14 protein-coding genes and 1 pseudogene are annotated in these 24490 nt (G+C 63.3%); 1 reads left to right on the forward strand and 14 read right to left on the reverse strand.

The genetic code is table 11. From position 1 onward, the window contains the following. From BSY16_RS32010 to BSY16_RS19075, 13 genes and pseudogenes are all read right to left on the reverse strand, one after another. A complete protein-coding gene (locus tag BSY16_RS32010) occupies positions 1–1632 on the reverse strand; it encodes an alpha-D-glucose phosphate-specific phosphoglucomutase (RefSeq protein WP_069061127.1) in 1632 nt (543 codons plus the stop codon). A 3-nt stretch (positions 1633–1635) separates the two neighbouring features. Further along, positions 1636–3075 (reverse strand): glycogen synthase GlgA, encoded by a 1440-nt coding sequence (glgA, locus tag BSY16_RS32015; protein WP_069061128.1) that lies wholly within the window; start codon positions 3073–3075, stop codon positions 1636–1638. Between the two features lie 7 nt (positions 3076–3082). Further along, positions 3083–4345: a glucose-1-phosphate adenylyltransferase gene (glgC, locus tag BSY16_RS19025; RefSeq protein WP_069061129.1), complete on the reverse strand. Its 1263-nt coding sequence runs from the start codon at positions 4343–4345 to the stop codon at positions 3083–3085. Positions 4346–4370: 25 nt separating this feature from the next. Then, entirely contained in the window at positions 4371–6584 is a 2214-nt protein-coding gene (gene glgB / locus BSY16_RS19030) for a 1,4-alpha-glucan branching protein GlgB (RefSeq protein ID WP_069061130.1), read from the reverse strand. After that, complete coding sequence (locus tag BSY16_RS19035) at positions 6584–9043, reverse strand: glycogen/starch/alpha-glucan phosphorylase (RefSeq protein WP_150130001.1); 2460 nt, start codon at positions 9041–9043, stop codon at positions 6584–6586. Before BSY16_RS19035 ends, glgB begins: the two co-directional genes overlap by 1 nt. A 217-nt stretch (positions 9044–9260) precedes the next feature. After that, positions 9261–10496, reverse strand: coding sequence for a TadE/TadG family type IV pilus assembly protein (locus tag BSY16_RS19040; RefSeq protein WP_069061131.1), 1236 nt, complete (start codon positions 10494–10496; stop codon positions 9261–9263). A gap of 141 nt (positions 10497–10637) precedes the next feature. Continuing rightward, on the reverse strand, positions 10638–11525 hold the full coding sequence (locus tag BSY16_RS19045; protein WP_069061132.1) for a transglutaminase family protein: 888 nt from the start codon (positions 11523–11525) through the stop codon (positions 10638–10640). A 22-nt stretch (positions 11526–11547) separates the two neighbouring features. Continuing rightward, positions 11548–13890: pseudogene (locus BSY16_RS19050) on the reverse strand (circularly permuted type 2 ATP-grasp protein); the annotation flags it as partial. A gap of 189 nt (positions 13891–14079) precedes the next feature. Further along, positions 14080–17412, reverse strand: a complete 3333-nt coding sequence (locus BSY16_RS19055; RefSeq protein WP_069061133.1) for a transglutaminase family protein — start codon at positions 17410–17412, stop codon at positions 14080–14082. 103 nt (positions 17413–17515) lie between these two features. Then, positions 17516–19774: a methyl-accepting chemotaxis protein gene (locus BSY16_RS19060; RefSeq protein ID WP_069061134.1), complete on the reverse strand. Its 2259-nt coding sequence runs from the start codon at positions 19772–19774 to the stop codon at positions 17516–17518. Between the two features lie 188 nt (positions 19775–19962). Further along, complete coding sequence (locus tag BSY16_RS19065; protein ID WP_069061135.1) at positions 19963–20739, reverse strand: VOC family protein; 777 nt, start codon at positions 20737–20739, stop codon at positions 19963–19965. A gap of 49 nt (positions 20740–20788) precedes the next feature. Beyond that, positions 20789–21523 carry a DUF899 domain-containing protein gene (locus BSY16_RS19070; RefSeq protein WP_069061136.1) on the reverse strand — a complete coding sequence of 245 codons (735 nt, stop codon included), beginning with the start codon at positions 21521–21523 and terminating at the stop codon, positions 20789–20791. 81 nt (positions 21524–21604) lie between these two features. Further along, entirely contained in the window at positions 21605–22066 is a 462-nt protein-coding gene (locus tag BSY16_RS19075) for a MarR family winged helix-turn-helix transcriptional regulator (RefSeq protein WP_069061137.1), read from the reverse strand. Positions 22067–22151: 85 nt separating this feature from the next. On the opposite strand from BSY16_RS19075, the gene BSY16_RS19080 reads away from it, so the two are divergent. Continuing rightward, positions 22152–22556 carry a GFA family protein gene (locus tag BSY16_RS19080; RefSeq protein WP_069061138.1) on the forward strand — a complete coding sequence of 135 codons (405 nt, stop codon included), beginning with the start codon at positions 22152–22154 and terminating at the stop codon, positions 22554–22556. Positions 22557–22598: 42 nt separating this feature from the next. Here the strand turns inward: BSY16_RS19080 and ilvD are convergent, their stop codons facing one another. Then, entirely contained in the window at positions 22599–24434 is a 1836-nt protein-coding gene (gene ilvD, locus BSY16_RS19085; RefSeq protein ID WP_069061139.1) for a dihydroxy-acid dehydratase, read from the reverse strand. Positions 24435–24490 lie beyond the last annotated feature (56 nt).

The following is a 24490-nucleotide window of genomic DNA, read 5'->3' on the forward strand; positions in this document are numbered from 1 at the left end:
TCAGGTGATCACGGTTGGCGCGTCGCGGCCGGTGCGGCTCTTGATGCCGGCGATCGTGTCGGCGACGGTGATGAGGTCGGAAAGCGCCTCCTGCGTCTCGACGTCATGGCGCGCGGCGTCCGGCTCGAAGCGCTCGATGTAGACGCGCAGCGTGGCGCCCGAGGTGCCGGTGCCGGACAGGCGGAAGACCACGCGCGAGCCGCCTTCGAAGAGAATGCGGATGCCCTGGTTCTTGCTCACCGACTGATCGACCGGGTCGTTGTAGGCAAAGTCGTCTGCCGTTGCGACGGTGAGAGCACCGAAAGACTTGCCGGGAAGGGTCGCGAGCTGGTCGCGCAGGTTCGCTACCAGGCCATTCGCGGCATCGGTGTCGACTTCCTCGTAGTCGTGGCGGGAATAGTAGTTGCGGCCGTAGGTCGCCCAATGCTGCTCGACGATGTCGAGCACGCTTTCCTTGCGCACGGCGAGGATGTTGAGCCAGAGCAGCACCGCCCAGAGGCCGTCCTTCTCGCGCACATGGTTGGAGCCGGTGCCGGCACTTTCCTCGCCGCAGATCGTGGCAAGGCCGGCATCGAGCAGGTTGCCGAAGAATTTCCAGCCGGTCGGCGTTTCGTAGATGCCGATGCCGAGTTTTTCCGCGACGCGGTCGGCCGCACCGGATGTCGGCATGGAGCGGGCGATGCCGGCGAGGCCCGCAGCATAGCCGGGGGCCAAATGGGCGTTGGCGGCGAGCAGCGCGAGGCTGTCGGAGGGGGTCACGAAGATGCCCTTGCCGATGATCAGGTTGCGGTCACCGTCGCCGTCGGAGGCGGCGCCGAAGTCCGGCGCGTCGTCGGCCATCATCGCCTCGTAGAGGGCGCGGGCATGCACGAGGTTCGGGTCCGGGTGATGGCCGCCGAAATCGGGCAGCGGCATGAAGTTCAGCACCGAGCCCTTGCTCGCGCCGAGGCGGTTTTCGAGGATTTCCTTGGCATAGGGGCCGGTGACGGCGCTCATCGCGTCGAAGACGATGCGGAACCCGCCGGAGAGCAGGCCGCGGATGGCGTCGAAATCGAAAAGCTGTTCCATCAGCGCGGCATAGTCGGCGACGGGATCGATGACCGTGACCGTCATGCCCTCGATTTCATGGCTGCCCTCGAGGTCGAGGTTGAGATCGTCGGCGTCGGCGATCTTGTAGCTGTCGATCGACAGGGTGCGGGCGAAGATCGCATCGGTGATCTTTTCCGGCGCCGGGCCGCCATTGCCGATATTGTACTTGATGCCGAAGTCTTCGGTCGGGCCGCCGGGATTGTGGCTGGCGGAGAGCACGATGCCGCCGAAGGCCTGGTATTTGCGGATGACGTTGGACGCGGCGGGCGTCGACAGGATGCCGCCACGGCCGACGAGCACGCGGCCGAACCCGTTGGCGGCGGCCATCTTGATGGCGAGCTGGATGACTTCGCGGTTGTAGTATCGGCCATCGCCGCCGATCACCAGGGTCTGGCCGGCAAAGCCCTCCAGCGAATCGAAGATCGACTGGATGAAGTTCTCCGCATAGTTGGCCTGCTGGAAGACGGGCACCTTCTTGCGCAGGCCGGACGTGCCGGGCTTCTGGTCGGTGTAGGGCGTCGTCGAAACGGTGTTGATGGTCATGGCTTAGACTCGCGAAAGAAGGCTGGAATAGAGGTCGGCATAACGCGCGGCGCTGTTTTCCCAGGAAACGTCGGACTTCATGCCCTGGTTCTGGATGCGGGCCCAGATTTTGGGCTCGCTATAGGCCTTGAAGACCCGGCGCAGCGCGTGTTGCAGGCCCTCGGCATTGATCGGGGTGAACTGGAAGCCCGTTGCGACGCGGGCGGAAAGGGCGGCCTCGTTGGCGTCGATCACGGTGTCGGCAAGGCCGCCGGTGCGTGCGACGATGGGAACGCAGCCGTAGCGCAGGCCATAGAGCTGGGTGAGGCCGCAGGGCTCGAAGCGCGACGGGATGAGGATCGCGTCGGCGCCGGCCTGCATGAGATGCGACAGCGGCTCGTTGTAGCCGATGACGATGCCGATGCGGCCACGATGGCGGGAGGCGGCGGCGAGCAGCGCGCCTTCGAGGCCCTGGTCACCGGAGCCGAGCACGGCAAGCTTACCGCCCTGCTCGACGATCCAGTCGGCCGTCTCGGCGATGAGATCGATGCCCTTCTGCCAGGTGAGGCGGCTGACGACGCAGAAGATCGGGCCGGTGTCCTGTACGAGGCTGAAACGCTCGGCGAGCGCCTGCCGGTTGACGGCACGCTGCTTGAGGGAGCCGGCGGCATAGGTGCGGGCGATATGGGCGTCCGTTTCGGGGCTCCACACGGCAGTGTCGATGCCGTTGACGAGGCCGACGAGATCGGAGGCGCGCGCATTCATCAGGCCTTCGAGGCCCATGCCGTATTCCGGCGTCATGATCTCGTGTGCATAGGTTGGGCTGACCGTGGTGATCGACCAGGCTGTGCGCAGCCCTCCCTTCAGGAAGCCGACATCGCCGTAATATTCCAGTCCATCCACGGTGAAGGCCTCCGGTGGCAGGCCGAGGTCCGGAAAAATATCGGCGCCGAACTGACCCTGGAAGGCGAGATTGTGCACGGTGATGATGGTGGGAATGTGCTGGAGACCCGTGTAGCGCATGTAAACGGCCGTCATCGCCGCCTGCCAGTCATGGGCCTGCACAATGTCCGGCTGCCAATCCGGCAAGAGCCCGCGGGCGATTTCCGCGCCCGCGAAGGAGAGCGCTGCGAAGCGGCGCCAGTTGTCGACGAAATCCTTGCCGGTGGCATCGGTATACGGCCCGCCCGGACGATCGTAGAAGCCCGGCGCATCCAACACGAGGATGTCGAGGCCCTCATGCGTGGTAGCGAGAATGCGTGCCGGCTCGCCGAGCAGGTCGTCGAAAGTGGCGACCACATCGACGGTGCTCAGGCGCTGCATGACACCAGGATAGCCGGGCATCAACGTGCGCATCTGCATGCCATGCCCGGCGAGCGCGATCGGCAATGCGCCGGCGACGTCGGCGAGGCCTCCCGTCTTGATGAGCGGGAATACTTCGGATGCCACCGAAAGGATTTTCATTGGTCGACTACAGCTCCAGCTTGTCGATCATCGGTTGGGTGATGAGGCAGATGCCGTTTTCCGACCGACGGAAACGTTTGGCGTCGAGTTCCGGTTCCTCACCGACGACGAGGCCTTCCGGAATGATGACGCCGCGATCGATGACGACATTCTTGAGGTTGGCATGGCGGCCGACCATGACATTCGGCAGAACGACGGCCCCTTCAAGGCGGGCATAGGAATTGGCACGCACGCCGGTGAAGAGCAGGCTGCGGTGCAGCGTCGAGCCGGAAATGATGCAGTCACCCGACACCAGCGACGAGATTGCCGAACCGCGGCGGTCCTCGTCGTCATGCACGAACTTCGCCGGCGGCTTGATCTCGGCGAAAGTCCAGATCGGCCAGGTGCTGTCGTAGATGTCGAGTTCGGGGGTGATGTGTGTCAGGTCGATATTGGCCTGCCAGTAGGCGTCGATCGTGCCGACGTCGCGCCAATAGGCTTCACGCTCGAAATCCGAACGCACGCAGGACTGGTTGAAGCGGTGGGCGACGGCTTTGCCGTGCTCGACGATGTAGGGGATGATGTCCTTGCCGAAGTCGCGGCTCGACGTCGGGTCGGCAGCGTCGCGGCGCAGCAATTCCATCAGGAACTTGGTGTGGAAGACGTAGATGCCCATCGAGGCCAGCGCCATTTCCGGATTGCCGGGAATGCCCGGCGGGTCGGCCGGCTTTTCCACGAAGGCGATGATCTGGTCCTTCTCGTCGACATGCATGACGCCGAAGCCGGTCGCTTCCATGCGCGGCACTTCCAAGCAGCCGATGGTGACCTGCGCGCCGGAATCGACATGCTGCTGGAGCATCAGCTCGTAGTCCATCTTGTAGATATGGTCGCCCGCAAGGATGACCATGTACTCGACGCCGTAGTCCTCGATGATATCGATGTTCTGGTAGACCGCGTCGGCCGTACCCTCGTACCACTGCGTTTCGGAAACGCGCTGGCTGGCCGGCAGGATGTCGAAGCTTTCGTTACGTTCCGGGCGGAAGAAGTTCCAGCCGCGCTGCAGGTGGCGGATCAGCGAATGCGCCTTGTATTGTGTCGCGACGCCGATACGGCGGATACCCGAGTTCAGCGCATTGGACAGCGCAAAATCGATGATGCGCGCCTTGCCGCCGAAATAGACGGCAGGCTTGGCGCGCCGGTCCGTCAGTTCCTTCAGGCGGCTTCCTCGACCGCCGGCAAGAACATAGGCCATCGCGTCACGGGCGAGGGGTTGAATCCGCTTTTGCTCCATAGTGTCCGTCCTCCCGACAGTCGAATTATACGTCCAGCTCCAGCATCAGCGTTGCCAAAGGCGGCAAGGTGAGCGCGGCTGAGATCGTTCCGTTGGCTTGTTTCTTGGCTTGTACTGCACCGCCGTTGCCCTTGCCGCTGCCGCCGTAGATTTCGGCATCGGTGTTGAGGATTTCCCGCCAGCGGCCCTCCGCCGGAAGCGGGATCGCGTAATTCTCGCGGTAGACGGGGGTGAAGTTGGTGATGACGGCGATCGGCTTTTCGCCGGGCGCCTTGCGCAGCCAGGCAAAGACCGAGTTTTCCCGGTCGTCGGCAATCAGCCATTCGAAGCCGTCGCCTTCGCAGTCGCGGGCGTGCAACGTGGCCTTGCGGCGATAGGTGCCGTTGAGGTCGCGCACCAGCCGGCGCATGCCTTCGTGCAGCGGATATTCCAGCAAGTTCCAGTCGAGCGATCTTTCCTCGCTCCATTCCTGCCACTGCGCGAATTCCTGGCCCATGAAGAGCAGCTTCTTGCCGGGATACCCCCACATGAAGCCGTAATAGGCGCGCAGGTTGGCGAACTTCTGCCAGTCGTCGCCGGCCATCTTGGCGATCAGCGAGCCTTTGCCGTGCACGACCTCGTCATGCGACAGCGGCAGCACGAAGTTCTCCGTAAAGGCATAGAGCAGGCCAAAGGTCATGTCGTTGTGGTGGAACTTGCGGTGCACCGATTCACGCGACAGATATTGCAGCGTGTCGTGCATGAAGCCCATGTTCCACTTGAAGCCGAAGCCGAGGCCGCCGTCATGCACCGGCGCCGACACCTTGGGCCAGGAGGTGGATTCTTCCGCGATCGTCAGGATGCCGGGATGGCCGGCATAGACGTGGCTGTTCATCGATTGCAGGAAGCGTACGGCCTCCAGGTTCTCGTTGCCGCCGTATTCGTTCGGCACCCATTCGCCGTGTTTACGCGAATAGTCGAGGTAGAGCATCGAGGCGACGGCATCGACGCGCAGGCCGTCGAGATGGAATTTTTCCGCCCAATAGAGTGCGTTGTTGATGAGATAGGCGAGAACTTCGGCGCGGCCGAAATTGTAGATCGCCGTGTTCCAGTCGGGATGGAAACCCTGCCGCGGATCGGCGTGTTCGTAGAGCGCCGTGCCGTCGAACTGGCGCAGGCCATGGGCATCCGTCGGGAAGTGCGCCGGCACCCAATCGAGGATGACGCCGATGCCGACCTTGTGGCAGCCGTTGACGAAGCGGGCAAAACCTTCCGGTTCGCCGAAGCGCGCTGTCGGCGAATAGAGGCCAGTCGTCTGATAGCCCCAGGACGGATCGAAGGGAAACTCGGTGATCGGCAGGAACTCGATATGGGTGAAGCCCATGTCGACGCAGTAGGGGATCAGCCGGTCGGCGAGTTCGTCCCAGGTGAGAAATTCCCCATTGCCGTGCCGCTGCCAGGACCCGGCATGCACTTCGTAAATGGAGATCGGCTGCCGGCGGGCGTCCGCCGCGGCCCAATGGGCGAGATGCGCCTCGTCTTCCCATTCCTGGGCAATGGGACCCGTCGTCATCGACGCATTGTTCGGACGCAGTTCCGAGCGGCGGGCGAAGGGATCTGCCTTCAGCGGCAGAACCTCACCGCTCGGGCCGACGATCTCGTATTTGTAGGCATGGCCCTCGGTGATGCCGGGCAGGAAGATTTCCCAGATGCCGGTATCGCGGCGCAGCCGCATGGCGTTCAACCGGCCGTCCCAGTTGTTGAAATTGCCGACGACGGAGACGCGCTTGGCATTCGGCGCCCAGACAGCGAAGTGGAAGCCGTCGATGCCGTCGAGCGTCATCGGATGGGCGCCCATCTTGTCGAAGAGCCTTAGGTGCGAGCCTTCGCGGATATAGTAGTCGTCCATGGGCCCAAGCACCGGGCCGAAGCTGTAGGGATCGATGACGATCCATTCGCCGCCTTCGTTGCGGGCGCGATAGCGGATCGGCTGGAACTTCTTGAGGGAGACTTCGCCGGCGAAGACGCCGGCCGGATCGACCTGCCTGAGCAGGCCGATTTCCTTGCCTGCCAGGGTTTCGGCGGTAGCCTCCGCCGCGCCGGGAAGGAAGCAGCGGGCGATAAATTTACCCCCCGCCTCGTGAAGGCCGAGCACTGCGAACGGGTCCCAATGCCGGCTTTCCAAAATTGCATCAATGTCCGTTTTCGCCAGAAGTTCTGACGGTTGCTCCGTCGTGCCTTTTTTCGGCGGTGCGGTCATCAGGCTCTCCAGATTTCCTTGGCGTATTGACGGATCGTACGATCGGAGGAGAACCAGCCCATGCGCGCCGTGTTGCGAATGGTCTTGGAATACCAGGAAGTCTTGTCGGCCCAGATGGTATCGACATCGCGCTGCGCCTTGGCGTAGGCGTCGAAGTCGGCCGCCACCATGAACCAGTCGTGATTGTAGATGCCGTCGATGAGGCCCGTGAAGCGGTTGCGGTCATCCGGCGAGAAGACACCGGAGGAAATGGCGGCGAGTGCCTGGGACAGCTCTTTCGACTGCTCGATGATGGCGCGCGGATTGTGCCCGTCGGCCCTGACCTTCGCCACTTCATCTGCGGTCATGCCGAAAATCACGATGTTCTCCTCGCCAACATGATCACGCATCTCGACATTGGCCCCATCGAGGGTGCCGATCGTCAGCGCTCCGTTCAACGCGAACTTCATGTTGCCGGTTCCCGACGCTTCCATGCCGGCGGTGGAAATCTGTTCCGAGAGGTCTGCGGCCGGCACCATGATCTCGGCGAGCGAGACATTGTAGTTCGGCACGAAGACGACCTTGAGCAGGCCGCGCACGGACGGGTCGTTGTTGATCACCTTCGCCACGTCGTTGGCGAGCTTGATGATCAGCTTGGCATTGTGGTAGCTCGGCGCAGCCTTGCCGGCGAAGAGTTTTACGCGTGGCACCCAGTCGAGTTCCGGATGCGAGCGGATCTGGTCGTACAGCGCCACGGCCTCGATGATGTTGAGGAGTTGGCGCTTGTATTCGTGGATGCGCTTGATCTGGATGTCGAACATCGCGGCGGGATCGATGCGCACGCCCATGCGGCTGCCCACCAGATTGGCGAGACGGTTCTTGTTCTCGCGCTTGATCGCGGCGAAACGCTCCTGGAAGTCCTTCTTGTCGGCAAAGGCGTCGAGTGCCTTCAGCTGCTCGGCATCGTCCATGAAGGCGTCGCCGATCGCTTCGCGGATCAGATTGAAGAGGCCCGGATTGCACTGCATCAGCCAGCGCCGCGGGGTGATGCCGTTCGTCTTGTTGTTGATGCGGTCCGGGTAGAGCTTGTGCAGGTCGGCGAAGACCGTTTCCTTCATCAGCTCCGTATGCAGCGCGGACACGCCGTTGATCGAGTGCGAACCGACGAAAGCGAGGTTGCCCATGCGCACGCGGCGCTCGCCGGATTCCTCGATCAGCGAGATGCTGCGGATGCGCTGGTCTTCGAAACCCGCCTGCTTGCGGGCCTCGAGCAGGATTTTGGCGTTGATCGCATAGACGATCTGCATGTGCCGCGGCAGTAGCCGTTCGAGCAGCGGTACAGGCCAGGTTTCCAGTGCTTCCGGCAACAGCGTGTGGTTGGTGTAGGAGAAGGTGCGGCGGGTGATGTCCCAGGCCGCATCGAAATCCAGCCCGTGCACGTCGGTGAGGAGGCGTACGAGTTCGGTGACGGAAATGGCCGGGTGCGTGTCGTTGAGCTGGATCGCGACGGCGTCCGGCAGGGACGTGAAGTCCGGATATTGCTGGAGATGGCGGCGCAGGATGTCCTGCAGCGAGGCGGAGCAGAAGAAGAATTCCTGGCGCAGGCGCAACTCCTGTCCCGCGGCCGTGGCATCGGCCGGATAGAGCACGCGCGTCAGGCTTTCAGCCTTGTTGCTCTCCTTCAATGCGCCAATGTGGTCGCCGGCATTGAAGGCGTCGAGCAGGATCGGGTCGATCGGGTTGGCGGCCCACAGGCGCAGCGTGTTGACGCGCTTTGCCCGCCAGCCGACGGCCGGCGTGTCGAAGGCGGTGGCGATGACGCGCTCGGCCGGCTTCCAGACGAAGCGCTGCTTGTCCTCGCCGATGTTGATCGTCTCGACGGCGCCGCCGAAGCCGATTTCGTAGGAGCTTTCGCGGCGTTCGAATTCCCAGGGATTGCCGTGCGCAAGCCAGGTTTCGGGCAGTTCGACCTGCCAGCCGTCCGCCATCTGCTGGCGGAACAGGCCGTGCACGTAGCGGATGCCGTAGCCATAGGCCGGCACGTCCACCGTTGCCATGCTTTCCATGAAACAGGCTGCAAGACGGCCCAGGCCGCCATTGCCGAGCGCGGCATCGGGCTCAAGCTCCGCGATGACGTCGATATCGACACCGTGAAAGGCGAGCGCCTCGCGCATCGCGTCCATGATGCCGGTATTGGTCATCGCATCGCGCATCAGGCGACCGATCAGGAATTCCAGCGATAGATAATAGACGCGCTTTGCGCCGGTCGCGTAGGTGCGGCGGGTGCTGTCCATCCACTTGTCGGTGATGCGGTCGCGCGCGACCAGGATGGCGGCGGTCAGCCAGTCATGCGGCTTGGCGACTTTCGGGTCCTTGCCGATACGGTATTTCAGACGCTCGAGAAGCTCTGTGGCGAGCTGTTCGACGTCGGAAGATCGGAGAGCGGGAGCGAGGTCGTTGTTGGTAACCCGGTTCATCATTGGTGAACTTTGCCCCTTCGCATTCATTGCGTTCGTTTCTTGCGAAAATCACGTTTAAATCAATTTATGCATCTATCCGAAGCGCTTGCAATACGCGTTTTCAAGAAAGGGCGCATGCATTTTCAGCATGCCTGAAATACAAGAAGAATGCTAAAAGGCCCGCCGCATTTGCATGCAGCGGGCCGGCTTTTTGTGAATTTCGTGGAGGCGTGCCGACTTATTTGGTCAGTCGCGCCATGGCTGCGGCCGTGCGGTCGCCGATCGCCTTGAAGGCGGAGACGAGGGCCGCCATGTTCGTCGCTTCGAAATAGTTCGAGCCGGTGGTCGCGCAGTACTTCAGAAGGGTCTTGCCACGCTCCGGCGCCATGAAGGCGACGGTATAGACCTCGACCTTGGCGGTGCGCGCAGCATCGCAGCTCTTCTTCGTTTCCTCGTCCGATTTCGTATTGTTGGTGGCACCCTTATAGTGGGTGTTCGCACCGTCGGTCATGAAGACGATATAGCGCGAAGGAACCTGGCCGTTCTTGTTCTTGTGAAGCGTGGCCTCGTTAGGATCGTTCAGCTTTTCCAGGGCCTTCGCGAAAGCGCCACTGGAATCGGTGCCGCCTTCGGGAACCTTCGGAATGGCGTTGACATAGGTGAGCGCCCCACCTGTGCCCCAGGCCAGATCGACAGCGGGAAACATCTGGTCGTTATAGGCGACGGCCCCCGTGCGCACGAGCGTGCTCTTCGGATCGGCAGTGTTTAACTGGGTAAAAAGGCTCGCTGCTGCCGTCTTGAGGGCCGCGATCTTCGAAATGTAGCACGGCGCGGTTGCCTTCAGGTTGGCATTGAACCAATTCTGTTCCGTATGGTTTTGGCACTTCTTGGTGAGATCCGCTTCCTTCTCATCCGTGATCCATGCCATTGAGCCGGACCGGTCGAGCACCAGGAACATCGAAAGTGCGTTCTTCGATTCCGTGGCGCTCTCGGCCGAGCTCGTCGCGTTCATCGTCGTCGATTTCTGGCCGAGCAGTCGCGTGAAGGCGTTGAACTGCAGGACATATTTGGTCGAGACATCGATGCTGAACGACTTGCCGGAGCCAGACAAGGGGGTTTCCTTGATCGTGATGGTCGTGGCCGAGTCGATATCGTTCTCGTCCTTCTTGGTCTCGCCTTCGCCGACGGCACTGCCCTTGCTGGAAATCTGCGCCTTCAGGAAGCGCATGGCGATTTCCTTCGCTTCCGCGGGGCTCTTATTGTCATTTGCAAGGGCGGATGCGGCAGCAAGCGCTGCTGCGTCGGTCGCGTCCTGAAGCTCGCCTCTTGTCATCACCATATTGGTCAAGTCGATCGCCACGCCGGCGGTCGCAAGTATCACCGGCAAGAGGATTGCCGTCATCATTCCGAAATTGCCGCGACGATCCCGCGATATCCGGGACGTCCACGTCTGTTCCGCAATCTTCTTCGTCATGAGAGCTCACCCGCCATCTTCATAATGTGGCGTGAAGCTAGCAACGAAGTGTTATTTAACGGTTCGGCCGCGTGGTATAGTTTTCGTAAAATTTTGCCGATCCCGTAGTTCCGGCGTTTGTCGTTGTTTCCAAACGGGATTTCATGCCGTCTGGCGCACCGGTATGACGTCGACGGCCTGTGTCGTCTTGTGTTGGCCGTAGCCCTTGAGGACGCCGATGACCGGCGCCACGTCGGCATAGTCGCGGCCATAGGCGACGACGATGTGGTCCGTGCCGGCGGGAATGTTGTTGGTCGGGTCGAGCTCCATCCAGCCGTTCACCCGGCCGCACCAGAAGCGCACCCAGGCATGCATAGCGTCGGCGCCCTCCAACCGCTCCTTGCCCGCTGGCGGAATGGTGCGCAGGAACCCGCTGACATAGCCGGCCGGAATTCCGAGGCTTCGGAGCGCCACGATCATCACATGGGTGAAATCCTGGCACACGCCGCGCTTCAGCTTGAAGGCCTCGCGCGGGGTGGTGTCGACATTGGTCGCCTTCGGATCGTAGGTGAAATCCTTGTGGATGCGGGCGCAGATCGCGGTCGCGATGGCGCGGATCGTCATGTCCGGCTTGGCGATGGCACGGGCGTAGTCGGCGATCCCGGGGCATTCCTTCAGGCGCGGGCTCGGCCCGGTATAATGGTGCGGCGAACCGGCATCGAGCGACCAGTAGTTGGCGATATCCTCCGGCAGGTCGGCGACGCGTGGCGAGAAATCGGCGGCCTGTTCCGGCATATCGACATGGACGCGGGCCTGCATGCGGATGTCCAGCCGCTCATGCGAATTGCGAAAGAGGATCGCGCTCATCGGGTTGTCGAAGAAGTCGTTGTGATCAACCCGCTCGCCAGGACCCGGATTGGCGCCGACCGTGCCGGCGACCAGCCGTTGGCGGCCGCCGATCGACAGCGGCAGCACGCGCACGATGTGCCGCCCGCCGGAGACTGGCGTGTCGTAGAGATAGCTGATGGTGAGGTTGACGTCGTAGAGCATGGTCACAGCGTCTCCCTCCCGCTCAGCTCAGATAGGTCTGCGCGAGGATGTCGGAAAGTTTTTCCATCTCTGCCTCGAGCCGCTTGTAGGTCGCGTCCGTCATGGTTTCCGGCGTCATCACGGCCAACCCCGCATGCAGCCGCATGGCCTCTCGGTAGAAGGGCGACATCTGACCGTTTGAATAGGCGTTCGGCAGTTGCTCGACCTCGTTCTTGATCTCGTTCAGCTGGTAGAGGATCGAACGCGGGTTAAGCGCGTCGAGCGCCAGGAGGTCGGTGACCGTCAGGCGGGCCGTCGCCACATTGTAGCGGCGGCGGTGGGTCATCACGCTGTCGCCGATCTCGAGCAACATGTCGAGTGCGCCGTCGGGTGCATCTTCGCCGGACATGTGGCCGAGCAGGCGTGTCATGTGCAGGCCGCGCTCGAGATGGCGGCCGATCGACAGAAAGCGCCAGCCGGTGAAACGGTACATATTTTCATGCACGAGACCCGCAAAGCCCGCGAGCTTGCGCAACAGCACGGTCATGGCGCGGGTCGTATCGTCGCCGGCCTGGACGTTGAGATGGAAGCGGCGCGCGGTCTTCGAGAGGTCGTTCAGCGCCAGCCAGCCATCGGGCGAGAAGCGGTCGCGGATGTTGCTGGCGGAGAAGACGGCGCTGTCGATGCTGCGGATCAGCGTGGTCGGCACAGCTTCCGCCGTGTCAATGCCGAGCGCGTCGAGATAGTCGCTGACGTCCTTCAGGAGGGGTTGTTCGGGATTGGCATATTCGGCGTAGCGGCCATGCCAGGCGCGTAGGATGCGCAGTGCCCCTTCCGCCCGCTCGATATAGCGGCCGAGCCAGAACAGATTGTCGGCGGCGCGGCTCGGCAGGCTGCCGGGCATGTTGCGCGTAAATTCCGCTTCCGCGGGCAGAAGCGAGGTGCGCTCTACCGGCTTGGGGCTGACGATCCAGACGTCCGCCGCCGAACCACCTTCCTGCATGGCGATGGCCGAGACATTGTTGCCGGCGCCAATGCGGGCGAAACCGCCGGGCATGATCTGCCAGCCGTCGCGCGTGCGGGCGGCGAAGACGCGTAGCGACATCGGCCGCGGCACGAGCTTGCCGTCCACCCAGGCGGGCGTGGTGGAGAGCGTGACCGCCTCCTGGCCGACCAGCTTGGCGCCGTCGGAGGTGAGCCATTCGGCGACCGACTGCTTGGCGGTGTCGCGCAAGGAGGAGCCGAGCACGGATTGTTCGTTGTCGTCGAAGAACGGTCGGGTTGAATAGGCTGGTCCGATCACCATGCGCTCGATGTTTTGCGCCACATGCTCCCGCTCGTTCTTCTGCCCGCACCACCAGGTGGCAATGGATGGGAGGATCGGCTCAACGCCGAGAAGCTGGCGACAGATGTTTGGCAGGAAGGCCAGCATGGCGCGTGTTTCCACGACGCCGGCGCCCAGCGCGTTGACGATGCTGACGGAGCCGGACCGCAGGGCCTCGACGATGCCGGGCGTGCCGATATGAGAATTCTGGTTGAGCTCCAGCGGATCGGCAAAGGAGGCATCGAGACGCCGCCAGAGCACGCCGATCGGCTTGAGGCCGGCGACGGTGCGCACCATCACCTTGCCGCCGACGACCGTCAGGTCTTCGCCTTCGAGCAGCATGAAGCCGAGATAACGGGCGATATAGGCGTGCTCGAAATAGGTTTCGTTGGCAAGGCCCGGGGTGAGAACCGCGATGCGGTCCTCCGCCGATTTGTTGCCTTGTAGCGTGCTGCGGAAGGCGCCGAAAAATCCGGCGAGACGGTGGGCGTGGGTTTCCGCATAGACGTCGGAGAAGGCGCGCGTCGTCGCCACGCGATTTTCCAGCGCGAAGCCGGCGCCGGAGGGGGCCTGGGTGCGGTCAGAGAGCACCCACCAGTTGCCGTCCGGCCCGCGGCCGATCTCGAAGGAGACGAAATGCAGAAAGTGCTGGCCGGCCGGCTGAACGCCGACGAGCGGGCGCAGGAATTCGCTGTTGGAGGCAACGAGGGCCGGTGGCAGCAGGCCGTTTGCGACGAGTTCGTTCTTGCCGTAGATGTCGGCGACGACGGCTTCCAAAAGTTCCGCGCGCTGGGTGAGGCCGCGCGACAAGGCTTCCCACTCGGCTTCATCGATGAGCACGGGAATGTGGGAGAGCGGCCAGGCGCGCTCGGTGCTCGCTTCCTTGCCATAGGCACGGTAGAAGACGCCGGCATCGCGCAGATATCGGTCGGCGCGAGCGAAGCGGCCGGCAAGGTCCGTTTCGTCCATGCGGTCGAGCGCTTTCAGGAAATGCCGCCAGACGGGACGCACTTTGCCGTGCGTATCGACCATCTCGTCGGCCACGCCCGGAAGCGGTGCATAGACACGCGACGACGTTTCCGTTGCGTCGGCCTTGATGCGTTCTGCCTCCACACTCGTGGTCTTCAATCAATTTCTCCTGCAGGAGACTTGGGGCGTTTTCGCTTCTCTTCGAATCGCGAAAACGCCCCAAGCCATTTGTCTTTACGCAGTTCCGGACGCAAAACCGCTTCGCACTTTTTGCTGGACTGCTTAGATACCGGGCGGCCGTCTCAGATCCAGCGTCAGCGGAAAATCCGCCGATGCTGTTTCCGGCCATAGCGTATAGCCGCCCGCTCTGTGCCCCCAGGGCTCGAATCGCGCCAGCCGGCGCGCCTCAGCCTCGTTTCCGTTCACCGGGAAGGTGTCATAGTTGCGTCCGCCCGGATGGGCAACGTGGTAAATGCAGCCCCCGATCGCCCGCCGCGACCATGTATCATAAATGTCAAATGTAAGCGGTGTGTTGACGGGCAGCCCCGGATGCAGGCCGGAGGCCGGCTGCCAGGCCTTGTAGCGCACGCCGGCAACGGAAACGCCCTGCGTGCCGGTCGATTTCAGCGGGATGGGCCGGCCGTTGCAGGTGACGGTGTAACGCTCCGGATTGGCGGTCTCCAGCTTGACCTGAAGCCGCTCGACGGACGAATCGACATAACGCACGGTGCCGCCGACCGCGCCTTGTTCGCCCATGACATGCCAGGGTTCGAGCGCTTGGCGGACTTCCAGATTGGCACCCTCGTATTCCACCTCGCCGCAGAAGGGGAAGCGGAATTCGAGCTGGGCGGCAAACCATTCCGGGCGCAGGTCGAAGCCGTTGCCCTTTAGGTCCGCAAGCACGTCTAGAAAGTCCTGCCAAACATAGTGCGGCAGCATGAAGCGATCATGCAGCGTGGTGCCCCAGCGCACGAGCCCACCATCCGCCGGGTTCTGCCAGAATCGGGCGATGAGCGCGCGGATGAGGAGTTGCTGTGCAAGGCTCATGCGCGCGTTCGGCGGCATCTCGAAGCCGCGGAACTCGACGAGGCCGAGACGTCCGGTCGGGCCGTCCGGCGAAAAAAGCTTGTCGATGCAGATTTCCGAACGGTGGGTGTTTCCCGTACCGTCGGTGAGCAGGTTGCGGAACAGCCGGTCGACCATCCACGGCAAGGGCTGCTGTGCCGTGCCGGGAAGCGGCACCTGCGCAAACGCGATTTCCATCTCGTAGAGCGTGTCGTGTCGCGCCTCGTCGATACGCGGTGCCTGGCTGGTCGGGCCGATGAACATGCCGGAAAACAGATAGGACAGCGAGGGATGCCGCTGCCAGTGTAGGATAAGGCTCTTCAGCAGGTCCGGCCGGCGCAGGAACGGGCTGTTGTTGGGGTTGTCGCCGCCGACGACCACATGGTTGCCGCCGCCGGTGCCGGTGTGGCGGCCGTCGATCATGAACTTGTCTGCGCCGAGCCGGGTGAGGCGAGCCTCCTCGTAGGTCGCGGTGGTGATCGCCACGCAATCCTGCCAGTTGCTGGCAGGATGGATGTTGACCTCGATGACACCGGGATCGGGGGCGACGCGCATGACGTTGATGCGCTCGTCCTGCGGCGGCGCATAACCTTCGATATGGACCGGCAGGCCGAGATCGGCTGCGGCCTTCTCGGCGGCGGCGATCAGGTCGAGATAGTCCTCGATGCGTTCGACCGGCGGCATGAAGACGCACAGGCGGCCGTCGCGCGGCTCGACGCTCAGCGCAGTGCGTACCGCGCCGCGAATATCGCCCGTCGATCCGGCGATGTTCTGCTCGTTGCGGTCCTGCTGCGGCTCGGCTGCCCGGAGCGATGCCTGTGCCAATGTCCGCGCCGGGGCGCTGTAGTCGGGCAGAGGCTGACGCGGGATCGAGGGATCGGCCTGGTGGATGTAGGGATATTGCGACGGCGGCACATAGGGCAGGGTGCCGAGCGGCATGCGGAAGCCGATCGGTGAGTCGCCGGGGATGAGGAAGATCTTGCCGCGGCGGGTGCGCCATCTCTCGCTCACCCAGCGCGGGCCGCCGGCCTTGGCGTTCCAGGCCTGTACCGGCAGGATGTAGCCGGTCGCGGTCGTCAGGCCACGCTCGAACACCTTGGCGATGCGCGCCCGCTCTTCCGGGCTTTCGAGCTTGGAGTTCGAGGGGTCGACATTTTCCGGCAGACTGCCTTCCTTGATGATCCATTCCGCCGGGTCCTCGAAGGCGGGGATGATCATGTCCTCCCCGATCTCCAACTCGGCGGCAATGCCGGCCAGGAGAGCTGCTGCCTGCTTGTCGGTGACCTCGGTATCAGCGCCCTCGGTGGCGATCAGCTCCGGGTTGTGCCAGATCGGTTTGCCGTCCTTGCGCCAATAGAGCGAGAAGGTCCAGCGCGGCAGGCTTTCGCCGGGATACCACTTGCCCTGGCCGTAATGCAGGAAGCCGCCGGGGGCGAAGCGCTCGCGCAGCCGACGGATCAGTTCGTCGGCCTTCTCGCGCTTGGTCGGGCCTACGGCGGCGGTGTTCCATTCCTCCGATTCGAAATCGTCGATGGAGACGAAGGTCGGCTCGCCGCCCATGGTGAGGCGCACGTCGTTGCTCACGAGCACGGTGTCGATCTCGCGGCCGAGCGCGTTCAGCGCCTCCCAGCTTTCGTCGGAAAAGGGCTTGGTGATGCGCGGATGTTCGGCCACGCGGGTCACGGTCATGGCGAAGTCGAATTCGGTGTTCGCCTCACCGAAATAACCGCCGCTGATCGGCGCGGCGTTGCGGAAGTGCGGCGTTGCGGCAAGCGGAATATGGCTTTCGCCGGTGAGCAGGCCCGAGGTCGGGTCAAGCCCGATCCAGCCGGCGCCGGGCAGATAGACCTCGCACCAGGCGTGCAGGTCGGTGAAGTCGACCTCGGTGCCGGAGGGGCCGTCGAGTGCCTTCAGATCCGGTGCGAGCTGGATGAGGTAGCCCGAGACGAAGCGGGCGGCGAAGCCGAGATGGCGCAGGATCTGCACGAGCAGCCAGCTGGAATCGCGGCACGAGCCCAGCGCACTCGTCAGCGTCTGCTCGGGCGTCTGCACGCCCGGCTCCATGCGGATGACATAGCCGATCTTCTGCTGGAGGTTCGCATTAAGGCCCACCACCATATCCAGCGTTCGCTGCTTCGGCGTGCGGTCGACGGTCTTCATGTAGGCTTCGAGCGCGGGGTCCATCGGCTCGGGTGCGCGATAGATCTTGAGGTCTTCGCGCAGATCCTCCGGATAATCGAAGGGCCAGTGCTCGGCCTCCTCCTCCACGAAGAAGTCGAACGGGTTGTAGACCGTCATGTCCGCGACGAGATCGACCTCGATCTTCAGTTCGGTGACCGGATCGGGAAAGACGTAGCGGGCGAGATAGTTGCCGTAGGGGTCCTGCTGGAGGTTCACGAAGTGGTTTTCGGGCGAAACCTTCAGCGAGTGGCTGATGACCTTGGTCTTGGAATGTGCCGCCGGCTTCAGCCGGATGATCTGGGGTCCGAGGCGGACCGGGTTGTCGTACTTGTAGTGGGTGAGGTGGTAGATACCGGCCTTGATCGACATGCGCGCTCTGTTCCCCTCGGGCGGTCTGATGCCGCCATCGAGGGGAGTTTGTGCAATGCGAAGAGAGATTGCAAGCGCGTTCGTTTGAGGCGGCTACAGTCGATCAGGCGATACGCCGCAGGTGCGGTCTCGCCGCCGGTTCCTGCCTTGCCTCGTTGCGCGGCATCTCGAACTGGCCGACCAGACGCGCGAGCGTCGCGGATTCTTCCGAAAGGCGATGCGTGACTGCGCTGCTCTCCTCGACCATCACAGCATTCTGCTGCGTCACCGCATCAAGCTGGCGGATCGTCGTGTTGATCTCGTGAATACCGACGGACTGGTCGCGTGCGGCGCGGGCGATCTGCTTGATCTCCGTATCGATCGCATTGATCTTGCCGGCGATATCGCGAAGCACGGTCCCGGTCTCGCGCACCAGGCCGGCCCCGCGAGCCACTTCGTCGGCGGATTTGGTGATCAGCGCCTTCACTTCGCGCGCTGCACTGGCCGTGCGTTGCGCCAGTTCCCGCACTTCCTGCGCAACAACGGCAAAGCCCTTGCCGGCTTCACCCGCGCGTGCCGCCTCGACGCCGGCATTCAGCGCCAGCAGGTTCGTCTGGAAGGCGATATCGTCGATGACGCCGATGATGTTTTCGATCTCGTGCGAGGAGGTCTCGATCTTGCCGATGGCGTTGACGACATTGTCGACGACCTGTTCGGATGCCGCCGAACTCTTCTTGGTATCAGAGGCGAGGCGCTCGGCGGTCGTCGTGCGCTCGGCGGCGGATTGCACGGCCTGCGTCATTTCCGCAAGCGCCGTCGCGGCCTCGCCAAGCGACGCTGCCTGCCGCTCGGTGCGGCTGGAGAGCTGGACGAGCGCTTCCTGCATTTCGCTGGAATCGTCGCGGATGCGGTGCGTGTTGATGCGAACCGTCGTCATCGCCTCGGCGAGCCGCTCGATGGAGGCATTGTAGTCCGTGCGGATCCGGTCGAGCGAGGGGATGAAGGGGGTGTCGATGCGTTGCGTCAGGTCGCCACGGGCGAGGTGCTGTAGCGCCTCGGCGAGGCGAATGACCGTCTCTTCCGTTTCGGCGTCATGTGCCTGTTTAGCCGCGTCGCGCACCGCCCGTTCGCTATCGGCTTCCTCACGCATCGTTGCCGTTTCGCGCTGAAGGCGTTCCTTCTCGATCGCGGCATCCCGGAAGACCAGCACGGAGCGTGCCATGTCGCCGATCTCGTCGCGACGGCTTTCGCCGTTGCAAGCAATCGTCGTGTCGCCGCTTGCCAGCCGGTTCATGTCCCAGACAAGGGCGGTGATCGGGCGCGACAGGCGATTGGCAAAGAAGAAGCCGACGGCCGCCGTTACCGCGAGCACGCAGAGCGAAATGAGCAGCGTCCAGTTGATGAGGCGCGTGAGGCCGGCGAAGACTTCGCTAGACGCCATGACGGCGGCGACGGTCCAGGTGCGGCCGAGGAAATCGAAACTGGCAGCGGCAAGCTTGACCTCGCGGCCACGATGATCGGGCAGGGTCGCTTGGGCGATCGCCGCGCCGTCGCCGGGAATGAGAAGCTCCGGCGCGATGCGCATTGTGAGCACGTCGACATCCGCGCCATGCGAAGGGCGGGTGAGGAGATAACCGTCGGCATTCAGCAGCATGGCTTCACCGGTCTCTCCGAGGCCGACCGGATTGTTCAATTTGGCGGCGATGCGTTCGGTCGGCAGCGCCACGACGAGCACGCCGATCTTGCCGGCGACGGAAGAGACAGGGGTCGCGAGGAAGGCCGTGGCGCGACCGGCCGGGGCATAGGGCTGGTAGTCACTGAAGGCGACGATGGCGGTTTCCGTGCTGGGCGCCGCTTCGGCAAAGACCTTGGCAAGGCCGGTATCAGCGAACCGAGCATCGCGCGTCAGGCTTGCGCCGAAATCATCGTGTTTTTTCAGAGAATAGACGATATCGCCGTTGAGATTGACGAGCAGCATGTCGTCAAAACCCTGCGCCTCCGCATTGCGCTGGAAGAAGCCGTGGTAGCGGCCGTGCGACTGGTCGAATTTGTCGGTCTCGGCGGATTTCAGCTCGGCCTTGCCACCATAGCGACGCTGCAACTCGCCCGCGCGATCACCCTCGATGGCACCGAAGGCGCCGGACAGGTCATCGAGCGCCTTGGCGACGACTTTCTGGCCCGCGAGGTCGCGTGTTTCCTTGACGATCGATTGCAGATATTGCGCGAGCTCGTTGCGCCGGCCGTCGGCCAGCGTTTCGAGTTTCGTCACGGCCGCCTCGGTCGACTGGCTGGCGCTGAGGTAAAGGCTCGCGACGCTGGTTGCGGAAATGGCAATGACGGCCAGCAGCAGGGCTGCAAGCGAAAGCTTTATGGAAAGACGCATGGGGATGATTTCTAAAAAAATACGCAGCTACAGATCATGCCGATAGCGGCTGCCAGAAAGCGCATCCTGCGGCCGGGGCGACGCCCGGTTCTGACCGTCGTCAATATGACCATCGGTCATGACGGGTCTGTGACGGTTTTGTGAAAGCTGCGTGGAGCGGCCAGGGCCGCTCCACTTGGGCACAGGCTCTAACGGGTCATGGAGACCAGCGAGAAATACGCGCCCTGCGGATCGAGGCAATTGAGGATCCAGGCGCCGCCGGGAACTTCCATCGGCTCCATCATGATGCTGCCGCCGCCGTCCGTAACCCGCGCTCCGGCGGCATCGAGGCCCTCGACGACGAAATAATAACCCCAGCAGGGTGGGACGGGCGAGCCCGGTGGATTCGTCATCATGCCGCCGATGGCATTACCGCCGCCGGCGGCAAAGGTCTGGTAGGTGCCCATGCCGGCGTCCGACATGTCGATTGCCTTGTCCTTGGTCCAGCCGAAGGTTTTCGCGTAGAAGTCCCAGGCAGCGTCGAGGTCGCCGGCCATCAGCTCGTTCCAGCCGACACGGCCGGGTTCCATCATGCCGGGCTGGGCGGGGCCTTCATCCTCGGTGGTGAAGAGCGAGAAGACCGCGCCGTGCGGATCGGCCACGACGGCAAAGCGTCCAACGCCCGGAATGTCGTCCGGCGCGCGCATGATCGTGCCGCCATTCACGGCAATGTCCTTCACGGTGTCCTCGATCCGGTCCGTGAAGATGTAGCCCATCCAGGCGGGCGGCATGCCCTTGGCCTCCTGCGGCAGTTCCGCAATGCCGGCCGCTTGCGTCTCACCCGTATAGGCGAGCGTATAGTTCATGCCCGGCATGCCGGAATCGCGCATCGACCAGCCGACGACCGATGCGTAGAAGCGTTCGGCGGCGGGAACATCCGTCGTCATCAGTTCGTACCAGCAGAACTTGCCATAATCCTTGTGCATGCGTCTTCCCTTCTGTTGTCTTTTTGCGGCGGAGGTCGATCTCTATCGATCAGTCGCAGCAGGAATGGGCCTTCGGCGCATCGGCATATTCGTCCTTGCGCTTGACGAAGCTCAGCGTGCCGGTCTCGTTGCGGCCTTTTGGTGCGCGGTCGAGGATCATCAGGGTGCCGAGGGCTTCTTCGCCGCCACGGGCATAGTCGGAATAGGTGTGGTAGACGGTGCTGTCCTCGTCCTTGAAGAAGGCGCTAAGGCCGGGAAGTTCGTCATGCGCATCGGCTGCGTCGGTCTCGCGGTAATTGTACATGACCTTGCCGCCGGCCAGCTCCTCCTTGGTGAAGGAGACATGGTAGTCGAAATTGAAGTCGCTGCCGAAGGACGAGACCCAGGGAAATTCCCAGTCCATGCGCGTCTTGTAGGCCAGAAGCTTGTCCAGCGGCGCGCGGGCGACGGCGATCATCGTCACGTCGTGATTGTTGAGATGCGGCAGCATGCCGTCGATATGGTCGCCCATGAAGGAGCAGCCGGGGCAGCCGGCATCCCAGTCGGGGCCGTACATGAAGTGATAAACGATGAGCTGGCTGCGGCCGTCGAACAGCTCGGCCAAGGTCTTGCGGCCATCGGGCGTGTCGAAGGTGTAATCCTTCTCCACCTTGACCCAGGGCAGGGTGAGGCGTTCGGCGCGTACCTTGTCGCGCAGCTTGGTCTCTTCCTTTTCCAGGGCCAGCAGGGCCTTGCGGGCGGCGAGCCATTGTTCCTGGGATACGATTTCATGGTTCGGTCTCATGCTCGGGACTCCTCTTTCACGGGCTTTCGACAAATAAGTTGGTATCAACATTCATGGTTCGTGTCAAAGTGTCGACCGGTTTCAGTCGTCCGGCACGGACTGTTTCTCAACGGCCTGTAACGCCGTGATGACGGTCTCGGTTGCTTCGCGGAGCTGCTTTTTATCGAAGAGTTCGCCGAGCGCATTGGCCCAGGCGGCCTGGCGGGCCTTGATGGCGTCGAGCGTCGCCTTGCCTGCGTCGGTCAACACCATCAGCTTGGCGCGCTGGTGGGCGGGATTTTCCGCATAGAGGATCAGCCCGTCCTTTTCGAGCAGGTCGGCGACCCGCTGCACGCCCTGCCGCGTCATGCCGAGCGCCCGGCCGGCGTCAGCCACCGACATCGGTGCATGGTCGGCGGCGGCGAGCACTTGCCAGCGCGCGCTGGTCTGGCCGGCGGGCTTGGCCAGTGCATCACCGGCCGTCTGCAAGTGTCCGGCAAGACGCAGGACGGAGATGGCGAAGGCGGCGAAAGCGTCGCCAGAAGGGGTGCGGTCAGGATTCATATTGACAACATACTGTCATTCTGCGAGGGTGATTTTGACAGCATATTGTCATTTTAGGCCGACGGACGCAAGCGAGGAGAGCATCATGTTGAAGACCTATAAGGGAAGCTGCCATTGCGGGAAAATCCGGTACGAGGCCGATATCGACCTCTCCGCCGGCACGGGGCGGTGCAATTGCTCGATCTGCTCGAAGAAGCGCTATTGGGGCGCCCAGATCAAGCCGGAGGCCTTTCGCCTGCAATGCGATGAGGCCGACCTCGGCGATTACCAGTTCAACACGATGAGCGGGCACCATCATTTCTGCAAGAACTGCGGCGTGTCGCCATTCGGTCGGGGTTATGTCGAGGCGATTGGCGGCGCCTATGTCTCGATCAATGTCGCGTGTCTCGACGATATCGAGCACAGCGAACTGGCGGCCCTGCCGATCCAGTATTTCGATGGGCGGAACGATGCCTGGTGGAACACGCCGGCCGAGACGCGGCACCTCTGACGTGAGGCCGGGCGCGAAACATGTTCCGCGCCCGGCAAATGTTTATTCCGGCAGGATGCGCACGGCGCCCTTGTCGGCGCTGGCGGCGAAGGCGGCATAGGCCTTCAGCGCCGTCGTGACATTGCGCTTGCGGGGGGCGGCCGGCTTCCAGCCGAGCTTGTCCTGTTCGGCGCGGCGGCTTGCCAGTTCTTCCTCGGAAACGGCGAGGTTGATCGTGCGGTTCGGGATGTCGATCTCGATCAGGTCGCCGTCGCGTACCAAGCCAATGGTGCCGCCCTGCGCCGCTTCCGGCGAGGCATGGCCGATCGACAGGCCCGAGGTGCCGCCGGAGAAGCGACCGTCGGTGACGAGCGCGCAGGCCTTTCCGAGGCCCTTCGACTTCAGGTAGCTCGTCGGATAGAGCATTTCCTGCATGCCAGGGCCGCCCTTCGGGCCTTCGTAGCGGATGACGACGACGTCGCCGGCCTTCACCTCGTTGCTGAGGATGCCCTTGACCGCTGCGTCCTGGCTTTCGAAGACGACGGCCGGACCGGAGAACTTCAGGATCGATTCATCGACGCCGGCCGTCTTCACGATGCAGCCGTCGAGCGCGATGTTGCCGGACAGAACGGCGAGGCCGCCATCCTTCGAGAACGGGTGTTCGACAGAGCGGATGACGCCGTTTTCGCCGTCCGTATCCAGCTCGTCCCAGCGGGCCGACTGGCTGAAGGCGACCTGGGTCGGGATGCCGCCCGGTGCCGCGCGGAAGAAGGTGCGCACCGTCTCGCTGGTCGTGCGGGTGATGTCCCAGCGATCGATGGCGTGGCCGAGCGTTTCGGCATGCACGGTCGGCGTGTCGCGGTGGATGAGGCCGCCGCGGTCGAGTTCGCCGAGGATGCGCATGATGCCGCCGGCACGGTGCACGTCTTCCATGTGCACGTCCTGCTTGGCGGGCGCGACCTTGGAGAGGCACGGCACCCGGCGCGACAGCTGGTCGATGTCATCAAGGTCGAAATCGATACCGCCTTCATAGGCGGCTGCGAGGATGTGCAGCACCGTGTTGGTCGAGCCGCCCATGGCGACGTCGAGCGACATGGCGTTTTCGAAGGCGCGCTTGTTGGCAACCGAGCGCGGCAGGATGCTGTCGTCTTCCTGCTCGTAGTAGCGGCGGGCGAGATCGACGATCAGGTGGCCGGCCTCGACGAAGAGGCGCTTGCGGTCGGCATGCGTCGCCAGCGTCGAGCCGTTGCCCGGCAGCGACAGGCCGAGGGCTTCGGTCAGACAGTTCATCGAGTTGGCGGTGAACATGCCGGAGCAGGAGCCGCAGGTCGGGCACGCGGAGCGCTCGATGACGGCGACATCCTCGTCGGAAATCTTGTCATCCGCCGCAGCGACCATGGCGTCGACGAGGTCGAGTGCGTGGGTCTTGCCGTGCAGCACGACCTTGCCAGCCTCCATCGGGCCGCCGGAGACGAAGACCGACGGGATGTTGAGGCGCATGGCGGCATTCAGCATGCCGGGGGTGATCTTGTCGCAGTTCGAGATGCAGACCATGGCGTCGGCGCAATGCGCATTGACCATGTACTCGACCGAGTCGGCGATGATCTCGCGCGACGGCAGCGAGTACAGCATGCCGTCATGGCCCATGGCGATGCCGTCGTCGACGGCGATCGTGTTGAATTCCTTGGCGACGCCGCCGGCAGCCTCGATTTCGCGCGCGACGAGCTGACCGAGGTCCTTCAGATGCACGTGGCCGGGCACGAACTGCGTAAAGGAGTTCACCACCGCAATAATCGGCTTGCCGAAATCCGAATCCTTCATGCCGGTCGCGCGCCAGAGGCCGCGGGCACCGGCCATGTTGCGGCCGTGGGTGGTGGTTCGGGAGCGATATGCAGGCATGGGTCTATTCCTTGACATCGGGCATGGTCCGCATATGGCCCTTGGAGGGCCGGATT

The sequence above is a fragment of the Sinorhizobium sp. RAC02 genome, from assembly GCF_001713395.1.
Lineage (GTDB): Bacteria > Pseudomonadota > Alphaproteobacteria > Rhizobiales > Rhizobiaceae > Shinella.

Excerpts from the sequence above, each read along its gene's own strand:
- BSY16_RS19070 (WP_069061136.1), bottom strand. The coding sequence starts at position 21,523 with ATGAGACCGAACCATGAAATCGTATCCCAGGAACAATGGCTCGCCGCC.
- BSY16_RS19035 (WP_150130001.1), bottom strand. The coding sequence starts at position 9,043 with ATGATGAACCGGGTTACCAACAACGACCTCGCTCCCGCTCTCCGATCT.
- BSY16_RS19040 (WP_069061131.1), bottom strand. The coding sequence starts at position 10,496 with ATGACGAAGAAGATTGCGGAACAGACGTGGACGTCCCGGATATCGCGG.
- BSY16_RS19060 (WP_069061134.1), bottom strand. The coding sequence starts at position 19,774 with ATGCGTCTTTCCATAAAGCTTTCGCTTGCAGCCCTGCTGCTGGCCGTC.
- glgC (WP_069061129.1), bottom strand. The coding sequence starts at position 4,345 with ATGGAGCAAAAGCGGATTCAACCCCTCGCCCGTGACGCGATGGCCTAT.
- glgA (WP_069061128.1), bottom strand. The coding sequence starts at position 3,075 with ATGAAAATCCTTTCGGTGGCATCCGAAGTATTCCCGCTCATCAAGACG.
- BSY16_RS19045 (WP_069061132.1), bottom strand. The coding sequence starts at position 11,525 with ATGCTCTACGACGTCAACCTCACCATCAGCTATCTCTACGACACGCCA.
- BSY16_RS19065 (WP_069061135.1), bottom strand. The coding sequence starts at position 20,739 with ATGCACAAGGATTATGGCAAGTTCTGCTGGTACGAACTGATGACGACG.
- BSY16_RS19055 (WP_069061133.1), bottom strand. The coding sequence starts at position 17,412 with ATGTCGATCAAGGCCGGTATCTACCACCTCACCCACTACAAGTACGAC.
- BSY16_RS32010 (WP_069061127.1), bottom strand. The coding sequence starts at position 1,632 with ATGACCATCAACACCGTTTCGACGACGCCCTACACCGACCAGAAGCCC.
- glgB (WP_069061130.1), bottom strand. The coding sequence starts at position 6,584 with ATGACCGCACCGCCGAAAAAAGGCACGACGGAGCAACCGTCAGAACTT.
- BSY16_RS19080 (WP_069061138.1), top strand. The coding sequence starts at position 22,152 with ATGTTGAAGACCTATAAGGGAAGCTGCCATTGCGGGAAAATCCGGTAC.
- ilvD (WP_069061139.1), bottom strand. The coding sequence starts at position 24,434 with ATGCCTGCATATCGCTCCCGAACCACCACCCACGGCCGCAACATGGCC.
- BSY16_RS19075 (WP_069061137.1), bottom strand. The coding sequence starts at position 22,066 with ATGAATCCTGACCGCACCCCTTCTGGCGACGCTTTCGCCGCCTTCGCC.